This is a genomic window from Haloferula helveola (assembly GCF_037076345.1).
Taxonomy (GTDB): Bacteria; Verrucomicrobiota; Verrucomicrobiia; order Verrucomicrobiales; family Akkermansiaceae; genus Haloferula; species Haloferula helveola.
This window is the reverse complement of record NZ_AP024702.1, coordinates 4,399,916-4,412,509: the sequence shown is the minus strand read 5'-3', so window position 1 is coordinate 4,412,509 and position 12,594 is coordinate 4,399,916. Positions and strand designations below refer to the sequence as shown.

10 protein-coding genes are annotated in these 12,594 nt (G+C 63.3%); 1 reads left to right on the top strand and 9 read right to left on the bottom strand.

Translation table 11 applies throughout. The features are described 5' to 3' along the window. Nucleotides 1-5 precede the first annotated feature (5 nt). The 9 genes from HAHE_RS16590 to HAHE_RS16550 form a co-directional block, all read right to left on the bottom strand. Nucleotides 6-1,205 carry a hypothetical protein gene (locus HAHE_RS16590; RefSeq protein ID WP_338685987.1) on the bottom strand — a complete coding sequence of 400 codons (1,200 nt, stop codon included), beginning with the start codon at nt 1,203-1,205 and terminating at the stop codon, nt 6-8. Between the two features lie 69 nt (nt 1,206-1,274). Then, the gene (locus HAHE_RS16585; protein WP_338685985.1) at nt 1,275-2,807 is read right to left on the bottom strand and encodes a hypothetical protein; all 1,533 of its coding nucleotides are present in this window, start codon (nt 2,805-2,807) and stop codon (nt 1,275-1,277) included. Between the two features lie 45 nt (nt 2,808-2,852). Beyond that, on the bottom strand, nt 2,853-5,342 hold the full coding sequence (locus HAHE_RS16580; protein WP_338685984.1) for an Amuc_1098 family type IV pilus outer membrane protein: 2,490 nt from the start codon (nt 5,340-5,342) through the stop codon (nt 2,853-2,855). Nucleotides 5,343-5,412: 70 nt separating this feature from the next. Continuing rightward, nucleotides 5,413-6,345, bottom strand: coding sequence for a bifunctional riboflavin kinase/FAD synthetase (locus tag HAHE_RS16575; RefSeq protein WP_338685983.1), 933 nt, complete (start codon nt 6,343-6,345; stop codon nt 5,413-5,415). Between the two features lie 50 nt (nt 6,346-6,395). Beyond that, the gene (locus tag HAHE_RS16570; protein WP_338685982.1) at nt 6,396-6,944 is read right to left on the bottom strand and encodes a hypothetical protein; all 549 of its coding nucleotides are present in this window, start codon (nt 6,942-6,944) and stop codon (nt 6,396-6,398) included. 9 nt (nt 6,945-6,953) lie between these two features. Further along, nucleotides 6,954-7,688: a tRNA pseudouridine(55) synthase TruB gene (gene truB / locus HAHE_RS16565; RefSeq protein WP_338685980.1), complete on the bottom strand. Its 735-nt coding sequence runs from the start codon at nt 7,686-7,688 to the stop codon at nt 6,954-6,956. An 11-nt stretch (nt 7,689-7,699) separates the two neighbouring features. Next, nucleotides 7,700-8,683, bottom strand: coding sequence for a bifunctional oligoribonuclease/PAP phosphatase NrnA (locus HAHE_RS16560; protein ID WP_338685978.1), 984 nt, complete (start codon nt 8,681-8,683; stop codon nt 7,700-7,702). A 166-nt stretch (nt 8,684-8,849) separates the two neighbouring features. Continuing rightward, complete coding sequence (locus tag HAHE_RS16555) at nt 8,850-10,013, bottom strand: AarF/UbiB family protein (protein WP_338685976.1); 1,164 nt, start codon at nt 10,011-10,013, stop codon at nt 8,850-8,852. Between the two features lie 80 nt (nt 10,014-10,093). After that, nucleotides 10,094-11,671 carry a phytoene desaturase family protein gene (locus HAHE_RS16550; RefSeq protein ID WP_338685974.1) on the bottom strand — a complete coding sequence of 526 codons (1,578 nt, stop codon included), beginning with the start codon at nt 11,669-11,671 and terminating at the stop codon, nt 10,094-10,096. Nucleotides 11,672-11,684: 13 nt separating this feature from the next. Between HAHE_RS16550 and gluQRS the strand changes: the two genes are divergently transcribed. Then, nucleotides 11,685-12,533 (top strand): tRNA glutamyl-Q(34) synthetase GluQRS, encoded by an 849-nt coding sequence (gene gluQRS / locus HAHE_RS16545; protein ID WP_338685972.1) that lies wholly within the window; start codon nt 11,685-11,687, stop codon nt 12,531-12,533. Nucleotides 12,534-12,594 lie beyond the last annotated feature (61 nt).

Below are 12,594 nucleotides of genomic sequence, written 5' to 3'. Positions count from 1 at the left end.
AGGCTTCAGCGCTCTTCGCCGACCGTCGCCAACGGCGAGTCTTCCACCTTCTCGAATGGAGCCGGTTCTTCGTCCCCATCCTCGGCTTCCGATTCCTCCGCCGGCGAAACATTCAACTCGGGTTCCCGCTTCAAGAGATCCTCCGCGAGCCGCAGCACTCTCCGCGAATACCGGTCTTCAGGCCGCAGTTCGAGCCGGTTGATGATTTCACGGGCGTTGGAGCCGTGACCCCGCGACGCCAGAAGCGAGACAATCTTGTCGTCGTCCAGCGCATCGAGGCGGATCGGAACTTCCGATAGCCGGTCGCGCAGACCACCGCTCAGGGCGGGCATGAACGAGCTCTCCCAGACGTCGTCATTGATCGACACGACAATATCGATGCGCGGCGCATCCTGCCGGACGCTGGCGAGGAATCCCGCGACCCGGCGGGCTCCGCCGGGATCGCCATGCACGCCTTCAAGATCGTCGACGACGAGCACCACTCTCTTGAGCCGGGAGATCAGCGCCAGGAAAGTTCCGAAACGTTCCGCGTCGGCACCGTCCGCGGCGTGTTGGAGCAAGGTTCCGGCGCGTCCCGGATGCTCGGGCGAGGCAATTGCGAAGCGGAACAACGCGGCAACCCAGAAGGCTACCTGGTTGAGCGATCCTCCGGTCGACCGGCTGATTTCCAGCGAAAGGCGGGGTCCGAGCACCTCGAAATTCTCACGCGTCCAGTGCGCGGTCACGGCCTGCGGGTGATGGAAGTCGAAGGTCTCGACCGGGCGCTTCCGCAACGCCATCGCGGCCGCCTCACGATCCTGGCAAGGGACCTCCCCTGACACGACCAGAGGCTGGAGGCCATGGGCGAACAGGTGGCGGGCGTGGATATCGAGGCTGGTCAGCCCACCCGAAGCCGGAAGCTGGCGGGTAAGACGTCTCAAGGCATCTTCGATGGCTGCGCCGGGATGCACATGCCGGCCGTCAAGAGGCCTCAAGGGAAGGAACTCATGAGTCCCCGAGAGGCCTTGCCGAAGCTTCTCAAGCAGGTGGGTTTTACCGTATCCCGCGCGGGGCGAACGGAGCAGGAACCCTCTTCCCGGAGCGTCGACGGGAGCCCGGAGCTCGCGGTCGAGAGCGACACCCGCCGCGGCGTTGATACTGCCGGCGTGAGGCGCTCCCGGTTGGCCGAAATTCTCGAAGTAGGGTTGGAAGGAGGACGCTTGCATTCGCTTGGAGGAATCCTCCCCAACTTGAAAGCCAAGGCCTGTCTCCACAAGCAAAGAAAGGGCCGGAGATCAGTTCTCCGGCGCCGTCAGGTCCCGGAATTCATCCTCAAGGCCGCGGTCCCCTCCCGAAGTCGCGGGAACCGAATCAAGAGCCGACTTGAGGAGTTCCTCGAGATTGTCCGAGGGCGCCTTGCACGTCCCCGAGAGCTGGACTTTCGCCCACAGGTAGCCGCCCTCGAGACGATTGAAAACCTGGGGCAAGGCACGGGATGTCGAGACGGCGATGAATGACTCTGCCAGTCCGATCTCGATCTCGCCGCCCAGCTTGCCTCCGGCACCTTCCCGGATTTCGCCCCGCAGGCGAAGCATTCCCTCGGCTTCCAGATCGATGTCGCTGAGCACCACCTCGTCCGCCGTACGGGTGACGCGCAAAGAAGATTCGTTTCCGAAGCTCGGCTGGGTGAATCGGGGGCTGTCCAGCGCCTGACTCAAAACGTCGAACATCTTGAAGCGATAGAGTTTCAGAACCGAGGCCCTGCTGCTGCGCAGAGGAGCATCGATCCGCAACTTGGAAATGTCGGACACATCGACGAACGCACGGCCCGTGCTGTCTTCCGACGGGGTTTCGAACGTTCCCTCGATGAGAGCACCCAAGCCGGGGCCGAAAAGAATCAGCGAAGGCATTTCGCGGATGGCGAGACGGAACTCCGACTCCCCACCGTGAATCCGGATCGGAGGAAATCCCTCCCCGAAAAGCTGGAACTCGGCTGAGTCTTCCGAATCGGGCGAAAGCTGCAACGAACCGAGCGTAGGACCGCCCTTTCCGAGTTTGACCGAGGCGAAGTTGACGTCGAACCGCCCCCACCCTTTGATCTGGCAGGTGCCGTCCTGAAGCATGATATTCGGCTCCGGATGCTCGGGATCCGCCACACCCAGCGTCGCTTGGGCCCGGTAGACCGCGAAGGCGGCTCGCTCACCGTCGCCGAACCGGACATTCAGCTGACCCACACTCACAGGCATGCGGAAAGGCAGCGTGCCGCTGGCCGGCACCTCCACCTTGCCGGGAGGTGCCGCACGAAGGGTCAGCTCTCCACTGCTGCCGCCGAGTTGCTGACCCGACCAAACATCGGTCACGTGGCTGGATAGCATAAGATCCGTATGCAGATGGTGCACCCGCAGCTTGGCCGCCGGCCAGGTGTCCGGCCAATTGAGCTCGATGTAGTCGGCCGCCGCACTGACCGGGGTGGCACGGAACGACCGGATCTCCACCTCAGCCCCGGTCCACTCCGCCACCCGCGCCGAGACCTGATCGCGGTAGCCTCCGCTGTTGAGGTAGAGCACCCACGCCAAGCCTCCAAGTCCGATCACCATCACCGCGACCGTCACCAAGGAAGCGACCACCAAGGTGCGCCGACGCCGCTTGGCCTCGGCTTCCTTGTGAGGCTGGCGGCTGCGACGCTTGCGACGCTTGACCTTGATCACCTGGCTGCCATCGGCCCGCGTGACCAACTGGGGCTCCCCTTCCGATGACTCCTCGCTCCTGGAACGGAGCCGGCGCATCATGTCATCGACGGTGTAGTTATCCGGTTCGGTGTCGGACATCGTTCGGAAATCTGCGACGCGGTTCTCGGAGACGGTCGCTCCCGCTTACGGATTGAAGGGGCGCCCGGCAGCATCGACCACACGGACTTTGACGAGGAAGATGATCGCGGTTTTCACGGGCGCCGAGGCATTCGACTGGAACAATCGCCCGACAACCGGGATGTCCCCGAGGATCGGCGTCTTGTCATTCACTGTCTGGCTCCTTTCCTCCAGCAACCCGCCGATGACGATCGTGGCTCCGTCCGCGACCGTAAGTGCGGTCTCGGTGCCCATCTTCGAGAAGACCGGCATCAGGATCTCGTTCGGTGTGATCACCTGCGGTGTCTGCGTGAACAAGCCCGCAAGTCCCTGACCACCGCCGAACGGATTGAGCTGGAAGGTCTGCCCCGCAAGAATCGGTGTGCCATAGTTGATGAAGCCATCGAACTCGACCACGCTCGGCTTGAGGTTCACGTCGACGTAGCGCTTGTCCTTGCTGGCAGTCGGGAGCACGTCGAGAATCACACCGACTTCTCGCATCTCGAAGTCGGTAGGTGTCGCCGGGGTCACCGGAACCAGACCGATTTCCTCTTGGAAGGCCTCTCCCGTGTTGAGGTCGATGAAGCCGCCGCCGCCGACCTGGTTCGGAAGTTCCGGCGGCTCGTATTCGGTGGGATAAATGAATTCCCGCGTCACGCGGACGGAAGCCTGCTGGCCGCTACGGGTGGTGACCGACGGCACGGCAGCCAGATCGGATCCCTTCTTCTGGTCGAGACCGCGCATCAGCATCGAGACGTAGGCGTCGTTGAAGAAGCCGTTGACCCAAAGTGTTCCCGGAGCGCGGGCGCGGATGCCGCCGCTGCGGTTGTTGATCGCGTCATCGATCGAGTCGCCGGTGATCGCATACGAACCGCTGCGGTTACCCGCGGTCACCGGGTTGCTGAAAAGGGAACCGGTGCCACCATTCACATCGGTAATCGGCGCACCGTTGCCGGTGGTGCCGCCACCGAGGTAGCCAGCAGCGGTGCCGGGAACTCCCCCGCTTCCTCCCAAGCCGAAGTTTCCGAGCACCCAGTCAAAGCTGATTTCCTTCAGCGTCCGTTCCTGGGTCTTGATGATCTTCACCTCGACGATCACCGAGGTCGGCTCGTCACTGGAAATCGCTTCGACGATCTGCTCGACCATCGATTGGTTGGTCGCCGTGTTGAGGACCCGGAGCGTGCTGGAGCCGGAATTGAAGGTCGCCGAGGCTCCCTCCGGGAACGGCACACCGCGGCTCTTGAGCTTCTCTTCCGCGGTCAGGCGCTTGGCGAGAAGCCCCGGCCCACCTTCGGGCTTGGGTGCGAAAGGATCATTCACCGCCATGGCGTCGTCGCCATCAACGGCTCCCGAGGTCAGGAAATCGGGCGGCACGCGGTAGGTCCGGACCACCATGTCGGTCGAGTCGGCACCCGCGGGCTTGAAGACCACCGCGAACGGCTGCTTCTTGACGACCGTGCGCGTCGCTTCCGCGATGTAGTCGAGAAGCTGACCCAGCTTCACGTTGCGCAGGTTGAGGCTGAAAGTGATTCCCCGGATCGTCTTGCCGACGTCCGAGTCCGGGCCACCGACATCGACCACAAGGTTGATACCGCGCTTGGCGGGATCGAGCTCGAAGGTATCCAGAGCGATCGACTGCTGACGTGCGAACTCGACCGCCTCGGCGAGCGTGACGTCTTCCAGAGCGACCACCGGCAGCACGATCGACTCGAGCTTGTCGATGTAGTCGACCACCGCGCCACCGCCCTGCGAAATCGGGCCACTCCGGACCTCATCCGGTGCCGGGACCTGAAGCTCCCACTCGGCGTCGACCATTGAAAGCATCTCAGCGCGGGTGTGGTCGTAGGCCGCCCGGTAATAGTCACCACGCGCCGCCGCGACCCGCTCCATCCCACGTCGGGCCGCCGTGTTGTAGGGATCCACTTGCAGCACGTCTTCGTAGACCGCGTGAGCTTCGTCGAACTTGCCCAGTTCGTAGGCGCCATCCGCCTTGTAGAGAAGCAGGCGGACTTCCTCGATGTTCGCCGTATGCTCCTTCGAACTTGCGGGATTCGTGCGGATCGGGTCGAGCAACTGCTCGCGCATCGCGAGAACTGCGGAATCGTTCGGCGCCACATTGTCGTCAAGGACGGCATCAAGGGCGGCATTCGCACCCTCGAGGTCTCCGAATCGACGCAGCTCGCGAGCCCGCTCTACCGACGCCTGCGAGTAGCGTTGGAGCGCCGCCTGACGTTGGGCGGCTACCGCCGGCGCATTCTCCGGCAACAAATCAATCGCGCCCCGATAGGCTTTGGCCGCTTCATCATAGCGGGCGGCTTCGTAGGCTTCGTCCCCCTTGAGCAGCAGTTCCTGAGCTTCCGCGGCATTGGCGGCCCGCCGGTTCAGCTCGGCTTGGGCGAGATCGGACAGACCTTGAGCCTGCACGGTAGACAGAGCACCACCCATGCAAACGATGGCCGTCGCGAGGAGCGATGCACGGCTGGCAGACAGGGAAACCGGAAAACGAAAAGCAGGCATGCGGGGTTTCCGGGGGCTTATAGGGGCCAGCCCCCGCCAGAGTAAGCGGAAAATCGGGAAAATGCGTCCTTCAGACACCCTCCGCACCACGCAGTATATACATGGCCTCCGCGCGGTCTTCGCCGATCCGCTGCTTCAGTTCCTCAAGCGACCCGAATTTCTCCTGACCCCGGATCCGGCGAACGAACTCGACCTCCATCGTCTGGCCGTAGAAATCCGCGTCGACATCGAAACAATGGACCTCCAGCAGGCGATCCTCACCGTCGATGGTCGGACGGATGCCGAGATTGGCGACCCCATCAAGCTGGCGCCCTCCGATCGACACACGCACCGCCCACACCCCGTCCGGCGGGTATTGTTCTTCGCCCCGTTCCAGATTCGCCGTCGGAAAGCCGAGTTCACGGCCCAGCTTGCGGCCTTCGATCACCGTGCCGGCCACCGTGTACGGGCGCCCAAGCATCCCGGCCGCGGCGTCGAGATTGCCATCGCGGATCGCTTGCCGGATTCGGGTGCTGCTGATCCGCTCGCCATCCATCATCACCGGCGGTACCGCCTCGAAACGGAATCCGAGTCGCCCCGCCAGCTCGCCGAGCAACCGGCTATCCCCGCTCCGCTTGTGCCCGAACCTCCAGTCCTCGCCGGCACAGATGGTCCGGGCGCCAGCCCCGACCAATGCGCTCACGAAGTCCTCAGCCTCGACCGAGGCCTGTCTCCGGTCGAACGGCAGAGCGAGGAGGAAGTCGACGTCGAGCGGCTCGAGGATGCTCGCCTTGTGGTCCAGTGACGCGAGAAGCCGCTGGGGCGCCTTCTCCGGAGCAAGCACCCGGAGCGGATAGGGATCGAAGGTCAGCACCCCCGCCGTTCCTCCCGACGCCCGTGCCGCCGCGACCGCCTTCGCAATCACCGCCTGATGCCCCAGATGCACGCCATCGAATACCCCGAGGGCTAGGTGCACGGGTGCCTCGAGCGCGGCGAGTTCGGAAATCGAGCTGAGGCGCTGCATCGGCGGAATCGTGTCTTGACCGCGGCGTTCTTGCCACCGCAAACCCGGCTTCAAGCGAAGAAGAGCGGCGCCAGCAGCCCGACAACGATCAGCACGATCACCAGCAGCAGCACGATCCACATCCAAACCGGTGTCCGGTACTTCACGTGAGGCGTGCTGTTGATGATCTCCCGGTAGGCGGGTGAAAAGATCGTCTGCCCCTTCGCACTGAGGATCAGATAGAGTCCGTATCCCCCGATCAGCGTCCCGATCGGTATGTTGATCAGAGCAAGCGCGCACAGGATGATGGTGGGAATCCTCGTCCATGAGGCGAGCTTCCCGAGCGAGTAGCCGACCACGATCTGGAAAACCGCCAGCACTCCGACGATCCCCATGATGATGAGTTCCGACCCGCCGAACCCACCTGGGGAACCTTGGACGAAGAACAGCGGAAATACCATGAACACCACCACCAGCAGCCCTCCGAGCAGCATCAGGCTCCCGAGGCTCTTGAGCGATGCCTCGTGCTTGATGTGCTCCAGGCGGATGGCCTCGGCGTCGCTCTGCACCGTCGCCGCAACCTCGGCAACGGCCGGGGCCTGGTAGGGGTTCTCTTCCATGGAGGAATCCTACGCTCCGCGCATCAGCGAAATCTCGGCGAGACTGATGATGCTCTTGAAAAGATCCTCGCGAGGAGCGGTCTTGAGGGTATCGACCGTGATCGCCCGCTCCAGGGTGAAGCGGCCGGAACGCACGCGACGCAAGGCACTGAGGTGCGCTCCACAGCCGAGTGACTGGCCGATGTCGTGGGCATACGTGCGAACGTAGAACCCCTTCGAGCACTCGACCCGGAAGTCGACCTCGGGCAATTCGACGCGGCTGATTTCGTACTCGTTCACATACACCGGACGGGGATCGCGCTTCACCTCCTGCCCTTTCCGGGCAAGCTTGTAGAGAGGCACACCGTCTTTCTTGATCGCCGACACCATCGGCGGGATCTGCTCGAAGTTGCCGGTGAACTCGCCGAACGCCGCATCAATCTGCTCGGTGCTAAAGGCGGGCACTTCCTTCTCCTCAACCGGCTCACCCTGACGGTCCTGCGTGGTCGTAGAGACACCAAGGGTCAGCGTGCCCTGATACTCCTTGTCCTCGCTCATCAGCAGGTCCTGGATCTTGGTCGCGCGCTCGACCACGAGCATCAGCAGGCCGGTCGCCATCGGATCGAGCGTGCCGCAGTGGCCGATCTTCTTGGTGCCGAGCGAACGGCGTGCGATCGCGACCACGTCGTGAGAGGTCATGTCAGGCGCTTTGTCCACCACCAGCACGCCAGCAGGGACTCCGGAAACGGGATTGGGTCGGCTCATGAAATCGAAAATCAGGAATCGGGAAGCTCGGCAATGACGGCATCGAGCACCTTGCGGCGGGCGTCGCCGATCGGTCCGGCCATGCGGATGCCGGCCGCCAAGGCGTGGCCACCGCCGCCGAACTGCATGCACACCTTGCAGGCGTCGACCCGCCGGTCTTTGGAGCGCATCGAGACCCGGATCTTGCCGTCCGGGAGTTCCTCGAAAAACAAGGCCACGATCACGCCTTGGATCGCACGGATGATGTCGATCAGTCCCTCGCTGTCCTCGGGCTTGAGCTGAAGACGCTCAACGGTGTCACGCGTCAGCTCCCAGTGCGCGATTCGGCCATCGCCCTCGACCTCGAGGGTGTTCAGCAGCGAGCGCATCAGCTCGACGCGGCGCATCGGATGATTATCGTAGGTCAGGGCATTGATGCCACCGACATCGAGACCCCGACGCGTCAGGTCCGCCGCCATCTCGTAGGTGTCCGCGGTCGTTCCAGAGTATTGGAAAGAACCGGTGTCCGTCGAAACGGCAACATAGATCGCGTCGCGGCTTTCCGCCGGCAGAGGCAGGCCGAGTTCGGTGATCAGATTGTAGAGGATCTGACCGGTCGCGGGGCTCGAGTCGTCGATGTGATTGAGATCGCCGTAGGAAGGATTCGACTTGTGGTGGTCGATATTGATCCACCGTTTGCAGCCCCCGACGCAGGCCAGGGTCCGATCACCGAGCCGTGGCTTGGTGGCGGTATCGAGCGCGATCACCACATCCACTGCCACAGGTGTGTCCGGAGGAGTCTCGATCCGGTCCGAACCGGCCATAAAGGCGAGATTGTCGGGCAATCCGTCCTCATTGATCAGGCGAACTTTCTTCCCCATCGCCTCAAGCGCGAACCCGAGCGCGATCTGGGAACCGATCGCGTCGCCGTCTGGCCGCACGTGGCTGAGCAATGCGAAGGACTCGGCTTCCTCCAGCCACTGGCCGATCTCTTCGAAGGTGGAGTGTTCGCTCATGGTAGGGGTCCCGGGCTGCGGGGCGGCGGATTCTCCCGATGAAGCCCTCCGGGGCAAGGACAAACGCCCGGGACCGCCCCGCAACGGACCGCGAGCTTCAGCTCGCCCCGGAGCCAAAGATTCCCCGCAGCGAGCTGAAGCTTGCGGTCCATCCTCCTGTCCACCGCTACCGGAAATCCCCGGCAAACTTGGCCACATCGTCGAGCAGCTGCTTTTCGGGCGCACAGGCCAGTGCCATACCGTCGAGATACATCAGGCTCTTGATCACCGGAAACGCGCCTTTCGGAAACTCCATGCCGCACTCGACCGCCATCCGGATCGTCCGCATCATCTGGAGCGTCAGGCTCTGCTCGCCGATCGGCCGACCTCCGAAGTCGCGATAGAGCTCCGCGAACTTCCGCTCGAACTCCGCCGGGTCCTCCAGCGGCTCGATTGCCAGCGCCGCGATCGATTCGGCCGCCTTCCGGTAGTCGCCTTTCCCCAGATCTTCCATGAATGCCAGCAGGCCGCCCGAGAAGGCGCGGTCCACCTTCTCGACGTTGGCATTGTCGATGAACCAGAAACTCCCGCCGGCGAAATGGATGTTTCCCGGATGAAAGTCGCCGTGGAACTCGCCAAGGTGAAACAGGTAGTATCCGTGGATCCGGAACAACTTCAGCAATGCCTCGTAGGAGAACCCTCGCTCATCGAGCAATCGGCGGACGCTCGGTGCTTCGAGATACTCCGACACCATGATCCCCGGTGTGGTGTATTCCTCGAAGACCTTCGGAAAATGGAGATCCGACAGATGGGGAAGCCGAGCGACTCCCTGGTCGCGCAATTCACGCAGCCGCTCCGTGCCACGGATCTCGGCAGTGAGATCCATTTCCGTCTCGGTCATCGACACGATGTTGTCGAGCGTCCCGACCGGATCGGCCAATCGCTCGAGCGGGCGGTAGAAGAACACCGAGGTCTTCGCCATCAGGCGGACCGCTGCGGCATCGCGACGGAACTCGGCGGCATGATCGGCCCGCAGGACCTTCACCACCACCTCGGTGCCGTCGCTCAACCGCCCGCGGTGCACCTGACCGAGTGACGCGACCGCCAACGGCTCGTCGTCCAGATGTTCGAGATCGCGTTTCAGTGCATCGGGAGCCTCGGCATCAAACACCTCTAGGAAGCGCCCCTCCGGCATCGGGCTGGCCTCCTCGAAAAGCTTGCCGAGCTTCTCGACCTTCTCCGGGCCGAGCAGGTCGCCGCGGATCGCATACATCTGCGCGATCTTTACCGCCAGCAACCCCATCCGCTCGATCTCGGCGGTGTCCAGCCGGTCCGCCGGACCGAAGATCATTCGGAATAGCCTGATGAATCGCCAGACGCGCACGGAGAATCATCCCGCCGGTTTCCCCTTCCGCAAACGGAAAGCCGGGGTCACAGGAACGAGGGCGCCAGATCAACGCGCTCGTAACCGACGCCGTGGCTGTCGCACAGCAGATTGGAGGAAATACGACCACTCTCGTAGATCGTCGGGAGACCGCTGCCCGGATGGGTGCCGCCACCAACCAGATAGAGATTCTCATACCCCTGCATCCGGTTGTGCGGGCGGAGGTAGAGCATCTGGTCGAGCGTGTGGGCGAGATTGAATGTCGCCCCCATGAAGACATCCATCCCATTGCGCCAGTCGTCGGGATCGATGATGCGTTCCTCAACAATGTGATCCCTGAGATCCTTCATGCCGGTCCGCTGCTCGATCCTCGCCAGCACCTTGTCCCGGTACACGTCGCGGAACTTCGACCAATCGAGCCCGTTGCGCGTGTTGATCGTCGGAACCAGCACATACAGCCCGGACTTTCCTTCAGGCGCGACCAAGGGATCGGTCACGCAGGAATTGCGGACGTAGATCGACATGTCGTCGGAGATGTCCCGCTCGCTCTGGATCTCCTCGACGTTCCGGCGGTAGTCGTCGGCGAAGAGAATGTGATGGTGCGGCTCGTCCGCGTAGACCTTGTCGAGCCCGAGATAGAGCATGAAGGTCGAGCACGAGAACTTCTTCCGCTCGAGCCGTTCCGCCGGCACCGAGTGGCCATTCATCAGGGTCGACATGGCGTGCGCGTAGTCGGCATTGACGATCGCATCGTCGCACTCGAGCAACTCGCCGTCGGCCAACTCCACCCCGGTCACGCGACCGCCGCTGAAGCGCAGTTCCTTCACCGATGCGCCAAGGCGAAGTTTGCCGCCATGCTCGGTGAAGACCTCGGCCATCGCGTCGGAGATCCGGCAGAGCCCGCCCTGCACGTGGTAGATGCCATACTTGTATTCGGTGTAGGAGAGGATGCTGAAGAGAGCCGGACACTTCCACGGCGACATCCCGAGGTACTTCGCTTGGAACGTGAAGGCGAGCTTCAGGCGGTCGTCTTTGAAGTAGCGCTCCAGAACATCGACCACCGACTTTCCCGTGGCGACGTACGGGACCGCCTTCACCAGCGACGAACTCATGTAGGAGCCGAGCTTGTGGTAGGGTCGCTGAAGACATGGATAGATCGCCCGCAGCTTGACCGCGTGATCATCCATGAAGCGGCGGAACCCCTCCTCGTGACCGGGAAAGGCGCGTTCGACATTCGCCGCCATGCGTTCCTCATCCGAGGTCGTCTCCATCGAGAGGTCGCCCCACGTCAGCCGGGTCATCGGATCGAGGAGGACGAGATCCATGTAATCCTCCGCATTGCGCCCGGCTTCGCGGAAAACCTCGTCGAGAGTGAACTTCTGGTGGAGGAAAGTCGGTCCGGTATCGAATGAGAAATCACCGACCTTGAGCTCGGCATTGCGGCCGCCGACGCGGTCGCGCTTCTCGACGATGGTCACGTCGAAGCCCCGACGCGCCAGGATCATGCCCGCCGTCAGCCCGCCAGGGCCCGCGCCCACGATGATCACTCGCTTGTCTTTCATTCCCAAGTCTTGGCGCACCACCCTTAGGCTCAAGCCCCTTGTCGCGCGAACGAAATTTTGCATCCTGCAATCTCCCGTGACCGTCACCCGTTTCGCCCCCAGCCCGACCGGCCTGCTGCATCTCGGTCACGCTTACGCCGCGGGAGTCGCCAAGCACTGCGCGCGTCGCGAGAGCGGTGAATTCCTCCTGCGGTTCGAGGATATCGATCACACCCGTGTCCGCGACGACTACTACGAATCCGGCCGTCAGGACCTCGAATGGCTCGGACTTGGCTGCGACCGCGAGACCCCGCGGCAACTCGATCGCTCCGCACGTCACGCCGAAGCGCTCGATGCATTGCGCGAACTCGGCGTCATCTACCCCTGCTTCTGCACCCGCCGTGAGGTCGAAGCCGAGTTGGCCGGCATGGCGGCCGCACCCCAAGGCCCCGAAGGCCCGCTCTACCCCGGCACCTGCCGACGCTTGAGTGAGGCCGAGCGAAACGAGCGCCTCGAAGCTGAGGCCCAGCCCGCTTGGCGCCTCGATGCGGTAGCGGCAGCGGCACGAGTTGGACCCCTCGATTTCAGTGACCGGGTCCATGGGAAGATCCAGGTGGACCCGCAGCTGCTTGGCGACGTCGTGCTCGGCCGCAAGGACATCGGGACCTCATATCATGTCGCGGTGGTCATCGATGATGCCGACGACGCCATCACGCTCGTCACCCGCGGTGAAGATCTCCTGCCCTCGACTCACGTTCACCGTGTGCTGCAAGCCCTGCTCGACCTGCCGCAGCCCGAATACCTGCATCACATTCTGGTGACCGATGAGTCCGGCCGCCGCCTCGCCAAACGCGACGACGCGCGCTCGATCCGGCATTACCGGGAGTCAGGGCTTTCGCCCGCCGAGGTGTTGGCCCTGCTTCCGCCGTATCCTTCTCAAAGGTAGGGACGAGCGCCCCGCTCGTCCGTCGGCCGGTAGGTGACCCGAGCTTCCCACCGCGGACGAG

Bases quoted from the DNA above. Each gene is read 5' to 3' on its own strand.
- HAHE_RS16570 (WP_338685982.1), bottom strand. From the start codon at position 6,944: ATGGAAGAGAACCCCTACCAGGCCCCGGCCGTTGCCGAGGTTGCGGCG.
- truB (WP_338685980.1), bottom strand. From the start codon at position 7,688: ATGAGCCGACCCAATCCCGTTTCCGGAGTCCCTGCTGGCGTGCTGGTG.
- HAHE_RS16555 (WP_338685976.1), bottom strand. From the start codon at position 10,013: ATGATCTTCGGTCCGGCGGACCGGCTGGACACCGCCGAGATCGAGCGG.
- HAHE_RS16575 (WP_338685983.1), bottom strand. From the start codon at position 6,345: ATGCAGCGCCTCAGCTCGATTTCCGAACTCGCCGCGCTCGAGGCACCC.
- HAHE_RS16560 (WP_338685978.1), bottom strand. From the start codon at position 8,683: ATGAGCGAACACTCCACCTTCGAAGAGATCGGCCAGTGGCTGGAGGAA.
- HAHE_RS16580 (WP_338685984.1), bottom strand. From the start codon at position 5,342: ATGCCTGCTTTTCGTTTTCCGGTTTCCCTGTCTGCCAGCCGTGCATCG.
- HAHE_RS16590 (WP_338685987.1), bottom strand. From the start codon at position 1,205: ATGCAAGCGTCCTCCTTCCAACCCTACTTCGAGAATTTCGGCCAACCG.
- HAHE_RS16550 (WP_338685974.1), bottom strand. From the start codon at position 11,671: ATGCAAAATTTCGTTCGCGCGACAAGGGGCTTGAGCCTAAGGGTGGTG.
- HAHE_RS16585 (WP_338685985.1), bottom strand. From the start codon at position 2,807: ATGTCCGACACCGAACCGGATAACTACACCGTCGATGACATGATGCGC.